We start from the raw sequence: 16648 nt of genomic DNA on the forward strand, positions 1-16648 counted from the left end.
CCGCCTTTCATCCGGCTGCCGGTTCGCTGCATAGCCGAGACTTATCCATCACGTCATTCAATTAAACGGGAGGTAGCAACCATGTCCGATACCCTGAAGCTCGTTTTGCCGCTCGCCATCCTGCAGCTCATTCTCGTCGCCGCCGCTCTTGTTGATCTCTCCAAGGTCCGCCGGACCAACGGTCCCAAGTGGATGTGGGCAATCCTCATCCTGTTCTCCAGTCTCCTCGGCACCGTCGCTTATTTTCTCTTCGGAAGGAGGTCGGACTGAATGCCGGATCTTGAAATCTCCCGGCTGTCCAAATCGTTCGGCAGCAAGGAGGCTGTCCGAGACCTTTCATTCACCGTCGGGGAAGGCCGCTGCGCGGGTCTGCTCGGACCGAACGGCGCCGGCAAAACGACGACTCTTCTCATGCTCGCCGGCCTGCTTGCGCCATCCGGAGGCAGCATCAGCTTCAACGGCAAAAGCGGAGGCGATATCCGGGAGATCATCGGCTATCTGCCCCAGTATCCGGCTTATCCGAACTGGATGAGCGGCCGGGAGTTCCTGAGCTTCACGGGCCGCCTGGCCCGTCTGGACAGACGGGATGCGGCGGATCGAAGCTCTGCCATCCTGGAGCGGGTAGGCCTGACGGACGCCGCGGACCGACGCATCGGAGGGTATTCCGGCGGCATGAAGCAGCGCCTGGGCATCGCCCAGGCCATCATTCACCGTCCGAAGCTGCTGCTCCTCGACGAGCCGGTATCGGCGCTGGATCCGCTCGGACGCCGCGAGGTGCTGGAGCTGCTGCTGGAGCTGAAAAAAGAGACGACCATCCTGTTCTCGACCCATGTCCTTCACGATGCGGAGGCGGTCTGCGACGACATCCTCATCATCCGGGACGGGCGCATCGCGCTGGGCGGCGAGCTTCGCCAAGTAATGCGGGAGCATACGGAGCCGGTTCTGACGGTCCGGTTCACGGAGCCTCGCGCGGAGTGGACTGAAGCTCTGGCGGAGCTTCCTTGCGTCCGGCACGCAGACAGCCGCTCCTTCGGCGTGGTGCTGGCCTTGAAAGGAAATCCGGAAGCGGCGAAGACGGCCGTCCTGAAAAAAATCGTGGACAGAGCAATATCGATATCGAGCTTGGAGTTCGGCCAGTCGACACTGGAGGATCTATTTGTAAAGGCGGTGCGGCCATGAGCCAGTGGATGGTGCTATACCGCAAGGAGATGCTTGGCATGAAACGCAGCTACAAATGGCTGTGGATTCCGGTCGTCTTCATTCTGCTCGGCGTCATGAACCCGGTCACGACCGCCTATATGCCGCAGCTGCTGGAGGCGAACGGCATCGCCGAGGAGGTCGCCGCGGCCATGCCCGTTCCTGCCGCCGCCGACATCATGCTGAAGACGCTGTCCCAGTACAACACGCTCGGGCTGCTGATTCTCGCCCTGTCGTTCATGGGCATCGTCTCCGGCGAGCGACAGAGCGGCGCGGCGGTCATGATTCATGTGAAGCCCGTATCCCATCTGTCGCTGGCGACGGCCAAATGGGCCAGCATGGCTTCCCTTGCGCTGACCGCCTTCGGAATCGGTTATTTCGCCACCTGGTACTATACCGATATCCTTATCGGCAGCGTCCCCCCGCATCTCATCGGGCAAAGCCTGCTCCTGTACGCCCTATGGCTGCTGTTCGCCTTGTCCGCGGTCCTCATGTTCAGCAGCGCGATGGACTCGCAGGCCGGAGCCGCCTTCCTCGCGCTGCTGGCGCTGGCCGCGCTCTCGCTGCTGCCCAGCTTGCTTGGGCGCTTCATGAAATGGAGCCCCGGCAGGCTGACCGGCGAAGCGGGCACGCTGCTGTCAACCGGGAGCATGGCTTCAGGCGCCTGGCTGCCGATTGCGGCGGCGCTGCTTTTGACGGCCGCCCTGATTTTCTGTTCCTCGCTGCTCTCGAAGCGGAAGGCCGGGAACACGGGGACAAAATGAGCAAAGAGGACGCCTGTTTCGAAAATGAGAATGTCAGAGACGATGGCTGCACGAATGAAAAACACGCATCGGCCAAGCGCCGTCTGCGTGTTTTTTCGGTTTGCTTTCAAAAAAACGGGTCGTACGTTTGATCCTTTTTCCATCAATTGAAGAACTCGGGAGAAGAAACCGAAAACCAGCCTTCCTTCCCGGCTTTTTCCAGAATGGATTCCTTATCTTCGGAATCAAAGGAGTCCAGGTCCGCAATCTGCCGAGGCTCAACCTGCTTCAGATAATAGCTGCTTTTATCGTCCGTTAGAAGGATGTAATCGACACTTTCTGTCGACGTTTTGGTCGGGTACTGGAATTGAAGACCATAGATCTTAGAGATAGATTCGGCAGGCGGCAACGCTCTGGATTCGCCGGATCGAATCCACTTCCCGGCTGCAGCCAATTTGTCCGGATCGCTCTGAACAAGAATCAATTCGGGCTGCGCTTTTGCGGAATCGCTGCGGTAGAGAGACACATTGATCAAGCTCAGTTTCCCTCCCGGCGCGCTGTCCGCAGGCTTCCCCTCGCCCGATTCCGCCGAACAAGCCGTCAACACAATCACGAGAACAACCCAAAACGCCGAATGTCTACCCATTCAATCTCATCCCCTGCCGGCTTATTTGTTCTCCTTCACGGCGATTGCGAGTGCCGCTCCTATCCCGACTCCAATGGCAATCCTGCCCCGATATTGTCCATCGCCTGGCCGAGCTAAGCCCCGATGGCGATGCCGACCGCAATTCAGAGGCCGATGGAGCCTCCATTTTTCTTCTTGGGCCCGGTTTTTTCCGGATCAACAGGTTCGTGCGCCATTTGTTCCGCTCCCCTTCGCGTCGTAGAGGCTAGCACGGATTGAAGCCTGAGCCAGTTCCGCGAAAAAGAGCGGACGAGGAGGCTCTCATGCCGATTGGCCCTTATGTCGGGAGGCACAGCAGCGGCGTCCTGCCTCATCGAGATCGTTCAAAGTCATTGAAGGGATTCTTTTTTGCATACATGCCCGGACTCCGCGGAATCAATCGCCTTTTCGTGGCGGAGCAGCCATTCCTTTCTCCAAAGCCCGCCCGCATAACCGGTCAAGGCGCCGCTGGAGCCGATAATCCGGTGGCAGGGGACGACGATGCTCAGCCTGTTCTTCCCGTTGGCGCTGCCGACGGCCCGGATCGCCTTTTCGTTGCCGATCGCAACGGCGATGTCCTTGTAGGAGACGGTGTGCGCGTAAGGCACATCGGTCAAGGCTTGCCATACGTTCTTCTGGAAGTCGGTTCCCTGAGCGGCGCATGGGAACGTGAAGCGCCGGCGCTCGCCGCGGAAATATTCCTCCATTTGCAGCCGGCAGTCTATCAAGGCCCGCGGAGTGTCGGGCCGGATCGGCTCCGGGACCTGATCTTCATCCGAGAACAGGATGGACTGGACGCCTTCGTCCGTGCCGACGATCATAAGCACCCCGATCGGGGTGTCCAGGTCGACTCGATGCGGCTTATTCACGGACAACGACCTCCTTAGGGAGATGGGCCGGATCGGTTCCGCAGGCGGCGGCATCTCCGGAATCGGCCGAGCGGCGGCGGTATTGGCTCGGCGTGCAAGCCGTCAGGCGCCGGAACGCCTTGTAGAAATGGGACGGGCTTCGGAACCCGGACTCGTAGCAGATGTCCAGGCTGCCCCGGTCTGTCGTGCGCAGGAGGCGGGCCGCTTTGTCCACCCTTATTTTCTCCAGAAACGACCGCGGCGTCTCCGACGTCTCCTGCTTGAACAGCCGCTCCAGATGGTACGGGCTTACACCGGCAAATGCAGAAATGCCCCGCAGCGACAGAGCCTGCTTGTGCTCCCGGAGCAGAAAGGCCGATACGCTCCGGATCAGGGCGGCATGGGGAGTCCGTTCCGCTTCGGGCCGGCATCGCTTGCAGGCACGGAATCCGGCTGCCTGAGCTTCCTCCCTATGCGCGTAAAAGCGGACATTTTCCTTCTTCGGCTTTCTGGAGCGGCAGGACGGACGGCAGTAGATTTTCGTCGTTTTCACGGCGGTGTAGAACAGGCCGTCATATGTTTTGTCGCAGGCAATGATTTTTTCCCACATTTCCTCGAAACCCATGGTCTCCATCGCGCCGCCTCCTTTCCTTGCCGGTTTCTTCCGGATTGTTTCTCTCCTCCGGATCGGCATCCTGCAGCCGGCTGGAGGAGGTCTCGTAACGTTAGTCTAGCCCAGATAGCGCTCCGATTCATCCTCATTCTTGCTTTTAGAATCGGCATCTCCGCGCCTTCCGCCGTACCGAAAGCATTTTTAAGGTATAATCAGGCTCAAACCCATGGAAGCAGGTGAACCCTTCGTGATCCATTTGCTGCCGCTTATGCTCGAGAGGGTCGGCATTCTGCTCATCGTCGTCTTTCTGCTCTCCAGGATGAAGTCGTTCCGCCAGATCATCCACCATGAGCATCGGCTTAAGGAAAAGCTGCTGCTGATCGCCATCTTCGGCGCATTCGGCATCATCAGCAACTATACGGGAATCAAAATCAGCCACGGCGCCATCGCCTCGCAGGCTTGGCAGGCCAATGTCGATTATGAAAGCGCCCTCGCCAATACGCGCGTGCTCGGCGTCGTGCTCGGCGGCCTGCTCGGCGGCCCGCTCGTAGGCTTCGGGACCGGGCTGATCGCCGGCGTGCACCGCATTACGCTGGGCGGCTTCACGGCGGTCGCCTGCGGCGTCTCCACGATCATGGCCGGCTTGATCACCGGCCTGCTCGGAGCCCGGATGCGCCGCAAGGGCAAAAGCATGACCTGGCGCGCCGTCGCCATCGGCATCGTCATGGAATGCGCGCAGATGGGCATCATCCTGCTCGCCGCCCGCCCGTTCGAGCCCGCTCTGGAGCTCGTGCGGGTCATCGGCATCCCGATGATCGTCATCAACGGGTTCGGCACGCTGCTGTTCATGCTGTTCGTGCAATCGATCGTGCAGGAGGAAGAGCGCACCCGCGCGCTCCAGACGCACAAGGCGCTGCATATCGCCGACCAGACGCTGCCGTTCTTCCGACAAGGACTGAGCGAGTACTCCTGCCGCGAAGTGGCGGAAATACTGCTGCGGACGACCCACGCCGACGCGATCTCGATCACCAACCGGCAGCAGGTGCTGGCTCATGTAGGGATCGGCTCGGACCATCATATCCCGATGCAGAGCCTGTCGACGCAGCTCACCCGCAACGTGCTGGAGCACGGACGGCTGCTGAAAGCCAAGACGCGGGAGGCGATCCAGTGCAACCATGAAGGCTGTCCGCTGCAGGCGGCTATCGTGCTCCCTCTCCAGGTGCATCAGCGTACCGTCGGCACGCTCAAGCTTTATTTCACGAATCCGCTCCAAATGGACCGGGTCGAGCAGGAGCTCGCCGAAGGCCTCGGCAAGCTGTTCTCCACGCAGCTGGAGCTGGCGGAGGCCGAGCAGCAGAGCCGCCTGCTGAAGGATGCGGAGATCAAGGCGCTGCAGGCGCAGGTGCATCCTCATTTCCTGTTCAATGCGATCAACACGATCTCGGCCCTGTGCCGCACCGATCCGGAGACCGCGCGCAAGCTGCTGCTGCAGCTTGGGGTCTTTTTCCGCAGCAACCTGCAGGGCGCGCGGCAGATGCTCATCCCGCTGCGCAAGGAGCTGGAGCATGTCGAAGCCTACCTGACGCTGGAGAAGGCCCGTTTTCCGGGCAAATACACGGTCGAGCTGGACATCGACCCTGCGCTTGAAGAGGTGCTCCTCCCTCCGTTCACCTTGCAGCCGCTCGTGGAGAACGCTGTCCGGCATGCGTTCGGACCGCTGAAGGGGAAACGGGTCGGACATGTGACGATCACCGCGTTCCGGGAGGCGGAACGGATGGTGCTGGTCGCGGAGGATGACGGCATCGGCTTCGCCGAGGAGCTTCTCGCGACGGTCGGCAGGCAGAAGGTCAAGTCCGCTTCGGGCACAGGAACAGCGCTGCACAATATCAAGAAACGCATCGAAGAAATCTACCAGGGAGCCGCAAGCTTCGAGATCGCAAGCGGCAGCGGCGGCGCCAGAATCAGAATTGCCGTGCCGCTCAGCCATCATGATGGAGGGGAACAGGATGCTGAAAGCATTTATCGTGGATGACGAGCCGCTCGCCCGCGACGAGCTGGCCTATATTTTGCACCGCACCAATCGCGTGGATGTGGTCGGGGAAGCGGAATCGCTGGAGGAAGCGCTCCAGGGCATACGAAAGACAGAGCCCGATGCCGTCTTTCTCGATATCCAGCTAGCCGAGGAGAGCGGGCTTGAAATCGCGCAGCAGCTGCAGATTTTGGACGCCCGTCCGGAGATCGTGTTCGCCACCGCTTACGACGAGCATGCGCTGCGCGCCTTCGAGCTCAACGCCGCCGACTACATCCTGAAGCCGTACGATGAAGAACGGATCCGCAAGGCGGTGGAGAAGATCGCCGCGCTGCGGGAAAGCCGCCCCAGTAGTCCGGCTCCCGCTCCGCTGCGGCCTCCTTCCGCTCCGGAGCGGACCGGCAAGCTGGCGATCACGGTCGAGGAGCGCATCCTGCTGGTGAACGTCGGCAAAATCCTCTATATCACGGCGGAAGAAGGAAAAACGCTGGTGGTGACCGCAGAGCAGACGTACAAGGTCGGCGAGCCGCTCGTCACCTTCGAGCAGAAGCTGCAGGGAACGCCGATCATGCGCGTACACCGCGCCTATCTGGCCAATGTGGACGAGATCGAGGAGATCCAGCCCTGGTTCCACTCGACCTGCACGCTGATCATGAGAAACGGAGCCAAAGTGCCCGTCAGCCGGACGTATCTGAAGGAGCTGAAGCAGCTGATCGGGCTTTGAATTCCCTTGCGGAGCCCGTTTTTTTCCTCTAGCGGAGCCCGGCCTGCTGTTGCTTTCCTTTTGCGGATCCCGCTGCTTTTTTTCTTTGCGGATTCCGCTTTGTCGTCCTTTAGCGCAGCCCGCTGCTTTTGCTTTCCTTTCGCGGACCTAGATCTGCCCTTCCTTCACTCCGCCTCCGAACCTCGACGTTCACGATGAAGCCGCTTCCATTCGCTGCTTGATCTCTGCGCCTCAGCCCCGATTTCCTGCGTTTTGTCTTGAAAACGGTTTCCAGGACGTTTCTTTTTCTATGCTATAGAATATCAACGTCTTGGGAGGCCACCACCATGAATGCGATTTCAATCGTAATCGGATCCATATGCATGCTCATGATTGCCTATCGATTATACGGCACGTTCTTCACGCGCAAGGTGCTGAAGCTGAGCGACGATACGCCGACTCCGGCGCATACGCTGAAGGACGGCAAGGATTATGTCCCGACGAACAAATGGGTCGCCTTCGGCCATCACTTCGCCGCCATCGCCGCGGCCGGACCGCTCGTCGGCCCGATCCTCGCCGCCCAGTTCGGCTACCTGCCGGGCCTGCTGTGGCTGCTCATCGGGGCGGTCGTCGGCGGCGCGGTGCATGACGCCGTCGTCCTGTTCGCCTCGATGCGCCGGAACGGCCAGTCGCTCTCCGAGGTCGCCAAGCAGGAGCTCGGACCGGTCGCCGGCTTCTGCACCGGCCTCGCGATGCTCTTCATCATCACCATCACGATGGCCGGCTTGTCGATGGTCGTGCTGCATGCGCTGGAGAACAACCCTTGGGGCACGTTCGCCGTCGCCATCACGATCCCGATCGCCATGGGCGTCGGCCTCTTCTACAAGAAGACCGGCAACCTGAAGCTCGCCTCCACGATCGGCTTCATCCTGCTCATGATCGGCGTCTTCGCCGGCCCCTCCATCCAGGACACCGTGGTCGGAGACTGGCTGACGTTCGATACGAGCACGCTCTCGGTCATCCTGCCGATCTACGCCTTCTTCGCCGCCGCCCTGCCGGTCTGGCTGCTGCTCGCCCCTCGCGACTACTTGAGCAGCTTCATGAAGATCGGCGTGTTCATCGCCCTCATCGTCGGCGTCTTCATCATCAATCCGGCGATCCAGTTCCCTGCCGTGACGGAATTCATCGGCGGCGGCGGACCGATCCTCGCCGGGCCGGTATGGCCGTTCATCTCGATTACGATCGCCTGCGGCGCGATCTCCGGCTTCCATGCGTTCATCGGCTCCGGCACGACGCCGAAGATGATCAACCGCTGGAGCGACATCAAGCCGGTCGCGTTCGGCGCGATGCTCGTCGAATGCCTTGTCGCCATCATGGCGCTGATCGCGGCTACGGCGCTGCAGCCAGGCGACTATTTCGCCATCAACTCCAAGCCTGACGTATTCGCGACGCTGGGCATGAGCACCGTCCATCTGCCGGAATTGAGCCAGGAGATCGGCCTTGATCTGGAAGGCCGCACAGGCGGCGCGGTGACGCTCGCCGTCGGCATGACGTATATCTTCACAAAGATTCCATGGTTCGAGAATCTCGCTCCATATTTCTTCCAATTCGTCATCATGTTCGAAGCGGTGTTCATCCTGACGGCGATCGATGCCGGCACGCGCGTCTCCCGCTATCTGATCCAGGACTTCTTCGGCGAGCTGTACAAGCCGCTGAAGCGCGTCGACTGGATTCCCGGCACGATATTCGCCAGCGCGCTCGCCTGCTTCATGTGGGGCTATCTGCTCTTCTCGGGCGACATCGGCTCGGTATGGGCGCTGTTCGGCGTCTCCAACCAGCTGATGGCCTCCATCGGCCTCATCATCGGAGCGACGGTCATCCTGCGGGTGGCCGACAAGCGGCGGTATATGCTCACCTGCCTCATCCCGCTCGCCTACCTGTTCGCCACCGTCAACTACGCGGGCTACTGGATGGTCAAAAACGTCTACCTGAACCCGGACGCATCCGGCTACAACGTGCTCAACGCCGTGCTGTCCATCATCATGCTGGTGCTCGGCATCATCATCATGTTCACGGCGGTGCGCAACTGGATCAAGACGTTCAACCATCCGCGGGCTCGGCTGGAAACCTTTTCTTCTTAGCTAATCTTTTGATCTTCCCTATAACGGTCCGCAAACAAGGCATTCCAGAGCCATCTGGGATGCCTTGTTCATGGCCGCTTCATGGCCGCCTTATTGGCAAAGCCGGCAGACGCCTTCCTCCTCATCCACCTTGCTCTCGTCCTTATCCGTGAACACGTGTTGAAAGCGGATTCCGCATGTGCCACAATAGAAGCATATCGTAATTTTTGGCTAGCCCTTATCCGTACATACATCCACTTAGGAGGTTTATATCTATGAGAACGATTCCACTCGGAACAAGCGGTCTTGAAGTTCCCGTCGTCGCCGTCGGCTGCATGCGCATCAACTCGCTGGACAAGCCCGAGGCTGAGCGCTTCGTCCAGACGGCGCTTGAGCTCGGCGCCAATTTCTTCGAGCATGCGGACATTTACGGCGGAGGCGACTGCGAGGAAATCTTCGCGGAAGCCGTCCATATGACGCCGAGCGTGCGCGAGAACCTCATCCTGCAGTCCAAATGCGGCATCCGTCCCGGCATGTTCGACTTCTCCAAGGAGCATATCCTGAATTCCGTCGACGCCATCCTGAAGCGCCTGAAGACCGATTACCTGGACACGCTGCTGCTCCACCGTCCGGATACGCTCGTCGAGCCGGAGGAGGTCGCAGAGGCGTTCAACCTGCTGGAGAGCTCCGGCAAGGTCCGCCACTTCGGCGTCTCCAACCAGAATCCGATGCAGATCCAGCTGCTGCAGAAATATGTAAAGCAGCCGATCGTAGCCAACCAGCTGCAGCTGAGCATCACGAACGCCACGATGATCTCCCAGGGCTTCAACGTCAACATGGAGAACGCTTCGGCCGTGAACCGCGACGGCAGCATCCTCGACTTCTGCCGTCTGCATGACATCACGATCCAGCCTTGGTCGCCGTTCCAGTACGGATTCTTCGAAGGCGTCTTCCTCGGCAGCGACAAGTTCCCCGAGCTGAACAAGCAGATCGACGAGGTCGCGGCGAAGTACGGAGTCAGCAACACGACGATCGCCGTCGCCTGGATTCTGCGCCATCCGGCCCGCATGCAGCCGGTCATCGGCACGATGAACATCGAGCGTCTGCAGGACTGCGTCAAGGCCGCCGACATCGCTCTCACGCGCGAGGAATGGTACGCCATCTTCCGCGCAGCAGGCAATATCCTTCCTTAAAAAAAAGCAAAGAGCGAGCCTCCAACCATCGGCGATGGTTGGAGGCTCGCTCTTTTTCATCCGTTCAGATTTATTTCAAAAAGCCTTCCTTGAAAATGGCCAGCAGATGATCCAAGGTGATCGGATCGCTGTAGCTGGACTCTTCCGTCTTGATCGTGATGACCCGGTTTTTTTCGACCGCCGGAATGCTCTTCCACGTCTTGGTTTCGAAAATCGGGTTTTCGACTCCAGCCATCTGGCTGAGGACGATCCAATCGCCCGCATAATCCGGCACCTTTTCGCTCGAAAGGGTATAGTAGCCGGGACCAAGGGCGTCTTTCTGGACCGATTCAGGCATGCCGAGTCCCATCGCCTGGTACAGAATCTCCGTCCCGCGGGCCCAGTTGTTGCCGAAGACATAGAAGCTCTTGGCGTCGTATTCAAGCACCGATACCGTCGCGTTCCCGCCGATCTTGGCCTTGATTTCCTTGCCGGCCTCGGCGGCGCGCGTCTTGAAGCTGTCGATCCACTCCTGGGCTTCCTTCTCCTTGTTCAGGAGCTTGCCGATCTCCAGCTGCTGGTTCAGGTAATCCAGCTTGCCCCAGGTGTAGACGACCGTAGGCGCGATTTCCTTGAGCTTGTCGATGTTTTTCGTCTGCGCGCCGGCCACGATGAGATCCGGCTTCAGCTCGATGATCTGCTCGAGGCTGTCCTCGGATACGACGGCGACTCCCTGCAGCTTGTCCTTGAACAGCGGGTCTTTCCCCGTCCATTCATCGACGCCCACCAGCTTGCCGTCCATGGCAAGGATGTTCGGCGCGTTCGTCAAGCCGACGATGCGCTGCGGATTGGCCGGAACCTCCACCGGACCGGTCTCGGACTCGTAGGTGATTGTCCCGGAAGCCTCGTCGGACGCAGGCGATGGAGCCGGAGACGCGGCGGGAGCTTCGGAGGCAGCAGGCGTGCCGCCGCTGTTCGCAGCCGTATTGCCGTTGCTGCCGTTATTTTTGCTGCCGCAGGAGGCCAGCGCCACCGTCAGCAGCAGAAGGACGGATATGAACATCCACTTTTTCATTGAAATACCCCTTTTTGTCCAATCTTTTGATAATGATTATCAGTATCACCCTTTAAACTATAGAGGCAGATAGAAGGCTTGTCAATCGGGAACGTCTGCTTGTTGCGATTGCCGACCGCCGAAAAAAAGACCCCTTCTCCGGAATGGAGAGGGGTCTTGGTAGATCTTTACCAGTTGTTGCCGGAACCGGATACCGTGAAGCTGGAAGAAGTGTTGAGGAACTTGCCGGAAGGAGCTCCGTTCACCGTATTGTTCGTAAAGGTGGACGCGCCGGTCGCCGAGCCCCTCACATAGAAGCCGTAAGTGCCTGCATTCGTAATCGTATTGGAAGCGTACGTCACGGATACGCCCGGAGCCGGCTCTTCGATGAAGACGCCGGAGTAGACGCTGTCCTGAATCGTATTGCCCGATACGGTGACCGTCAGGTTTTGGGCTTTGCCGCTGTTGCCGACCCAGTAAGCCCAGATCGCGCCGATCTGATAGCCGTAGTCCTTATGGTAGGAGCCCGCTCTCAGCAGCATGTTGTTCTGGACCGTCAGCGTGCCCGTCATGGACGGAGGGTTGAAGTTCGTGCCGAAGGAGATGCCGGAGCCGTTCACGACGGTATCCGTCACCAGATTGCCGATGACCTTGTTGTCCTTGCCGCCGTAGATCGCGATGTTGTTCGCCAGCGTCGGAATCTGGACCGTGTTGTAGCTGAACGTGTTGTTCGTATCCAGATAGGTGTCCGACCACATCGCCATGCCGTCGTCGCCGCTATTGCGGATCGAGTTGTTGCTTACGGTCGTATTGCTCGTGCCGTAATGCAGGTTGATGCCGTCCGCCCATACTTGGCGGATTCGTGAATTCGTGATCGTGGCGGCATTGGTCTGGTTCGTCAGCCAGACTCCGACCTTGGCATGCTCGATCCACAGATTGGAGATCGTCGAGTTCGTTCCGTTGCCCTCCACGCCCGTCACGCCGTTGTAGTCGTCGCGGATGAAGTCGTTCGCGCTGAGCCTGAAGTCCGACAGCGCGACGTTGCCGCCCCGCAGGTAGATGCCCGCATAGCTGCCGGATAGGGTGGAATACCAGACGCCGGCGCCCTTCATCGATACGCCGCTGTCCAGGTACAGCCTTGTGCCGGTTCCGTTGTAGCCGGCTCCCTTGGTCCCGTTGTTGAGCGTGAAGGTTCCCGCCGGAATCCAGACGCCTTTGTAGGTTCCGCCCGAGTTTTTGACCGCATTGATGGCGTTGTTGATGGCCGTCGTATCGTCGGCTCCGTCGTTCGCCGCCGCGCCGTAGCTCGTGATGGACACATAACCCGCAGGCATCGACAAGGCGGCCGGAATCGCTTCAGTCTCGATCAGGTCGACCGTCACGTTCGCCGTCGCGGCGAAGTTCAGGTTGGAGGCGTTGCGCTGCAGCTTGATGACCGTGCCGGCCGGATACGATTTGTCCAGCTGGACGGATACCTCGTCATACATGTGATGCGGGGTGTTTGGAGTCGCATTCGGATTGTTGGACCAGCGGATCTCCCCGCCTTCCGTGCCGTAGGCTCCATAGATCCAGCTGTACTTGGATGTCAGGCCGACGTCCTTGATCAGCGTTCCGCCGGCATAAAGGCTGATCGCGGAATCGATGCCCGTTCCGGCCGCGTTGTCCGGGATGGAGTAGCGGATCGTCAAGCCTTGGGCGGCTTTGTTCAGCGTGAACTGCACGTACTGGCCGGCAGCGGTCAGCTTGACGGCTTTCCTGCCCGAAGCTTCGGAGGCGAGATCGCCGAAGGCAGTCGAAGGTCCGACGATCGTGCCCGTGTAGGACGCGCTTTCCGCTTCATAAGCATCGTACGGCATCGAAGCTCCATAGGAGCCCGGGGACGGCGTCGGTGTCGGCACCGGCGTCGGCGTCGGCACGACATAGGCGATGTCGATCTTGTCCAGGTTCACGTTGCCGGTATCGGTCGCATCGTATTTGTACATGATCGTATTGCTGCCGGCGTTCAAGGCGACCGTATCGGTCTTGGAGGCCCAGGTGTCCCAGTTCGCCGTCGCGGCAAGGGAGGTCTGGGCAGCCTTGGCTCCGTTCACGTAGATGCTCAAGGACTGGACAGCCGTCGAGCCGTTGGCGTAACGCAGCGCAACGGTGTAATTGCCCGCGGTCGCCGCGCTCACGTTGAACCTTGCCGATGCATTGCCTTTGTTGGCATCGGTGAAGCCTCCGACAAAGCCGGTGCCGCTGTAGCCCGTGTGGTCGCTCGCCACAGCCGCGCCTCCGGACAGCGTCGCCGTTTCGGCTTCATACGTTCCGGCCGGTGTCGGCGTCGGCGTCGGCGTCGCTGTCGGCGTTGGCGTTGGAGTTGGCGTCGCTGTCGGCGTAGCGGTTGGCGTCGGCGTCGCCGAGCCGGATCCGTACACTTCGACTTCGCTCAGCTGGCCTCCGGTCGAGCCGGTATTGGCCGTCACGTTCACCCGCACATAGCGGGCCGAGACTGCCGTGAAGGTGATCGTTGCCGTGTTGGACGATGACGGGTCGAAGGCATACGCCTTCGACGCCGCAAGCGTGACATAGGAGGAGTTGTCGGAGCTGCCCTGCACGGAGAGCGTCTCGGTCCTCGCCCCCCAGGAAGGTGGAAGCTTGAGCACGACCTTGCCGATGCTTTGCGCGCTGCCCAGATCCACGGTCAACGTGTTCGGATAGGAATTCGCCGCTCCTTCATAATAGCTGGAGGCATTGCCGTCCGTAGCATTGGATGCCGGGAAGCCCGAGAACGCATTGTTGGCCGTCGCGGCTTTGTTCAGCGCCAGATTGGCGCCCGGGGAAGCATCGACGGCGATGCTGTCGATATTGACGTTGCCCGTATCTGCCGCGTCGAATTTATAAGCGATCGTATTGCTTCCCGAGTTCAGCGAGACGGTTTCAGTCTGGGTCGACCAAGAATTCCAGTCCGCCGTCCCGGCAAGCGAGATTTGCTTGATCTTAGACCCGTTTACATACAGGCTCAGCGTTTGGTTGCCGCCGGAGCCGTTGGCATAACGGAGAACCGTCGTGTAGCTGCCTGCAGATGAAGCGCTTACAGTAAAAGTAATGGAAGCTTTGCCTTTATTGGCGTCGGTCAATCCCCCGACAAAGCCCGTGCCTGTATAACCGGTATGATCGGTCGCCTTCACGGCGCCGCCGGCCAGCGCGGCAGACTCGGCTTCATATATTTGCGGAGCTGCTGAAGCGCCAGGCGCAAAAGGAATTTGCAGAATCATCAAAGACAACGCCAGGAACAGAGCCAGGAACTTGCCCGTTTTTGCATTCGATCTCATGTTATTCATACCTCCGTATGATTTAGTCTGAAGCGGAACTTGCTTAGCCCTCCTTCTCGTTCGGAATGCATGGCGGTCAGGCGCGCTTTCACCCCCATTGTAGCCAGCCGGGCCTAGGCAGGCCACTACATTGATGACCTATAAAGCCATTATTGTGACAACGGTCTGGACGGAACAAGCAAAAGAGCCCTTCCCGCCTATAGGGAAGAGCTCCTTGCGTGGCTATTGACGGCGACCCTGGAAGCTTTCCTTCGAAAGCACATGCATTCTCTCTCCATTGCAGTTCCCGTCATCGCCGTCCAGTCCTTCGAGAATATGGCTGAAGGAGAAGCCGAGCTTCTCGAGCACCCGGAGCGACGCGGCGTTGCGGGGATCGGCCTTGGCATGCAGCCGGTCCAGCCCGATCGTGTAGAATCCATAGGCCGCCAGCGCGGCAGCCGCTTCGCCCGCATATCCCCGGCCCCAGTCGCTGCGGCGGATCAGGCAGTACAGCTCCTTGTCCGGGCGGCTGAAATCAAGCTCCCCGATTCCGCACCAGCCGACCATTTCGCCGGACGACTTGGCGATGATGGGGAACGAGTATTTGAAAGGCCCTTCGAACCGATCCCCGTAACTGGCCAGCAGCCATTGGAACAGCTCTTCGTACGGCTCCATGGGCAATACGTCCATATGCATGTACGTCAGCAGCTCCGCATCCTGCATCAGCTCGTAGGACTCCAGCAGGTCGCTTTCCTTGTAGGGACGGATGATCAGACGCTCCGTTTCCAGGCGCATCGCACATAAGATTTCATTCACTTGTATTCATCTCCCGGTCTGATGTATTCATGCCACAACAGCCTAGAGAAAGGAATTCGGCACGCAGGTCAGCACCCTTCGGATTTTAGCCTAAGCTTACGAGGCAGCAAATAGGAAAGCAAGGAACTATTTCGATATAGCCATTCGTTAGGGTACGGAAAATCTCCTATTGTCTCCTCTTATTCTCCGAATAAAACTATCCCGATGTCGATTTACGTTTTCCTTCTATTTTGGAAATTTTGATTTGATTTCCCAATATTCCTTTAATTCTTATTGATGTTCTACTAAACTGTTTCAAGGTAAGTAAATAAGGGGCGTGCAGATGGAATGAACGGAAAGGCATCAAGCATGAAGAAATGGATGTTGCCTTTGGCTCTGGCCTTGTCCTTGACGGTGCCGGCAGTGGCTTCCGCAGAGGGAGAGCTGAACTGGATCGAGGGCAGCGGCCAGCAGGTCGGGCTCGGAGACGGCCTTGCTCAGCTGAAGCTTGGCAGCGGATACGTCATGCTGAATGCGGATGACACGCGGGCCTTCCAGAAGAGCAACGGGGGCGTTCCGAACGGCAGCGAGATCGGCTCGGTCTTTCCGGCGGATAACGACAGCTGGGCCGTCTTCTTCGATTACGACGATGTCGGGCACATCTCGGATGAGGACAAGAACAGCATCGATGCCAAGGAGCTTCTCAAGAGCTACAAGGAAGGGACCGAAGAAGCGAACAAGGAGCGCGGCGAAGCCGATTGGCTGTTCGTCGACGGCTGGGAGAACGAGCCCCATTACGACGAGAAGCTGCATAACCTGACCTGGACTCTGAAGGCGCATGACAACGACCAGGAGACGATCATCAACGACAACGTCCGCTTGCTGACGCGCGAAGGCTATATTTCGGCTGTTCTTGTTTCCGATCCGGAGCATCTTGCTGCGGCACGGGAGCAGATGGAGGCGGAGGTGCTCAGCGTGTTCACGATCCAGGAAGGCAAGCGCTACGAGGATTACGTGGAGGGGAAGGACAAAAAATCCAACTACGGCCTGGCAGCTCTGGTCGTCGGCGGCGCAAGCCTCGCGGTGGCCAAAAAGGTCGGCCTGCTTGCGCTCCTCGTGGTCGGCATCAAGAAATTCGGCGTCATCCTGATCGCCGCGCTCGCGGGAGCCTGGCGCTGGATGCGGGGCAAGAAACAGCAGGCCGCAGCCAGGACCGTTGAGCAGGAAAACCGGCCGGCGGAGCAGGCCGGGCTGGCGGAAGCGCAGCCGGGACCGGATCCAAGCATCAACAGAGACACGCCGAGCCTTTGATCTTGCCGAGCCTATATAAGCGACAAAAAAAAAGGAAGCCCCTCGAAGGCTTCTTTTTTTGGCGCTTGCTGCAGCCTGCTTTTTTCACCTTATGGCGTTGTGGATG

Annotated in this window: 14 protein-coding genes; 8 read left to right on the forward strand and 6 right to left on the reverse strand. The window is 59.3% G+C overall.

Going from position 1 to position 16648, the window contains the following annotated elements:
• Window positions 1–81 precede the first annotated feature (81 nt).
• Genes VE23_RS15980 through VE23_RS15990 form a run of 3 tightly spaced genes read left to right on the forward strand, consistent with a single transcriptional unit; the run spans window position 82 to window position 1961 of the window.
• On the forward strand, window positions 82–270 hold the full coding sequence (locus tag VE23_RS15980; RefSeq protein ID WP_021877681.1) for a PLD nuclease N-terminal domain-containing protein: 189 nt from the start codon (window positions 82–84) through the stop codon (window positions 268–270).
• A complete protein-coding gene (locus VE23_RS15985; RefSeq protein WP_021877682.1) occupies window positions 271–1179 on the forward strand; it encodes an ABC transporter ATP-binding protein in 909 nt (302 codons plus the stop codon).
• Window positions 1176–1961, forward strand: coding sequence for an ABC transporter permease subunit (locus tag VE23_RS15990; protein ID WP_049868529.1), 786 nt, complete (start codon window positions 1176–1178; stop codon window positions 1959–1961). The genes VE23_RS15985 and VE23_RS15990 overlap by 4 nt, the downstream gene beginning before the upstream one ends.
• A gap of 142 nt (window positions 1962–2103) precedes the next feature.
• On the opposite strand, the gene VE23_RS15995 is transcribed toward VE23_RS15990, so the two are convergent.
• The 3 genes from VE23_RS15995 to VE23_RS16005 form a co-directional block, all read right to left on the reverse strand.
• A complete protein-coding gene (locus VE23_RS15995; RefSeq protein ID WP_049868530.1) occupies window positions 2104–2475 on the reverse strand; it encodes a hypothetical protein in 372 nt (123 codons plus the stop codon).
• Between the two features lie 479 nt (window positions 2476–2954).
• On the reverse strand, window positions 2955–3473 hold the full coding sequence (locus tag VE23_RS16000; RefSeq protein ID WP_049868531.1) for a methylated-DNA--[protein]-cysteine S-methyltransferase: 519 nt from the start codon (window positions 3471–3473) through the stop codon (window positions 2955–2957).
• Window positions 3466–4086: a bifunctional transcriptional activator/DNA repair enzyme AdaA gene (locus tag VE23_RS16005; protein WP_069202486.1), complete on the reverse strand. Its 621-nt coding sequence runs from the start codon at window positions 4084–4086 to the stop codon at window positions 3466–3468. Before VE23_RS16005 ends, VE23_RS16000 begins: the two co-directional genes overlap by 8 nt.
• Window positions 4087–4312: 226 nt before the next feature.
• On the opposite strand from VE23_RS16005, the gene VE23_RS16010 reads away from it, so the two are divergent.
• From VE23_RS16010 to VE23_RS16025, 4 genes are all read left to right on the forward strand, one after another.
• Window positions 4313–6097 (forward strand): sensor histidine kinase, encoded by a 1785-nt coding sequence (locus tag VE23_RS16010; protein WP_127507316.1) that lies wholly within the window; start codon window positions 4313–4315, stop codon window positions 6095–6097.
• A complete protein-coding gene (locus VE23_RS16015) occupies window positions 6072–6818 on the forward strand; it encodes a LytR/AlgR family response regulator transcription factor (RefSeq protein WP_049868532.1) in 747 nt (248 codons plus the stop codon). Before VE23_RS16010 ends, VE23_RS16015 begins: the two co-directional genes overlap by 26 nt.
• 326 nt (window positions 6819–7144) lie before the next feature.
• On the forward strand, window positions 7145–8938 hold the full coding sequence (gene cstA / locus VE23_RS16020) for a carbon starvation protein CstA (RefSeq protein WP_049868533.1): 1794 nt from the start codon (window positions 7145–7147) through the stop codon (window positions 8936–8938).
• 254 nt (window positions 8939–9192) lie between these two features.
• Entirely contained in the window at window positions 9193–10110 is a 918-nt protein-coding gene (locus VE23_RS16025) for an aldo/keto reductase (RefSeq protein ID WP_048747612.1), read from the forward strand.
• Between the two features lie 70 nt (window positions 10111–10180).
• On the opposite strand, the gene VE23_RS16030 is transcribed toward VE23_RS16025, so the two are convergent.
• The 3 genes from VE23_RS16030 to VE23_RS16040 form a co-directional block, all read right to left on the reverse strand.
• Window positions 10181–11164: an iron-hydroxamate ABC transporter substrate-binding protein gene (locus tag VE23_RS16030; RefSeq protein ID WP_049868534.1), complete on the reverse strand. Its 984-nt coding sequence runs from the start codon at window positions 11162–11164 to the stop codon at window positions 10181–10183.
• A 167-nt stretch (window positions 11165–11331) separates the two neighbouring features.
• The gene (locus tag VE23_RS16035; protein ID WP_049868535.1) at window positions 11332–14457 is read right to left on the reverse strand and encodes a galactose-binding domain-containing protein; all 3126 of its coding nucleotides are present in this window, start codon (window positions 14455–14457) and stop codon (window positions 11332–11334) included.
• A 222-nt stretch (window positions 14458–14679) separates the two neighbouring features.
• Complete coding sequence (locus VE23_RS16040; RefSeq protein ID WP_232316976.1) at window positions 14680–15252, reverse strand: GNAT family N-acetyltransferase; 573 nt, start codon at window positions 15250–15252, stop codon at window positions 14680–14682.
• Between the two features lie 348 nt (window positions 15253–15600).
• On the opposite strand from VE23_RS16040, the gene VE23_RS16045 reads away from it, so the two are divergent.
• Complete coding sequence (locus tag VE23_RS16045; protein WP_069202615.1) at window positions 15601–16542, forward strand: DUF2167 domain-containing protein; 942 nt, start codon at window positions 15601–15603, stop codon at window positions 16540–16542.
• The last annotated feature ends 106 nt before the right edge of the window (window positions 16543–16648 follow it).

The sequence above is a fragment of the Paenibacillus sp. D9 genome (assembly GCF_001188365.1).
GTDB classification, from domain to species: domain Bacteria; phylum Bacillota; class Bacilli; order Paenibacillales; family Paenibacillaceae; genus Paenibacillus_O; species Paenibacillus_O humicus.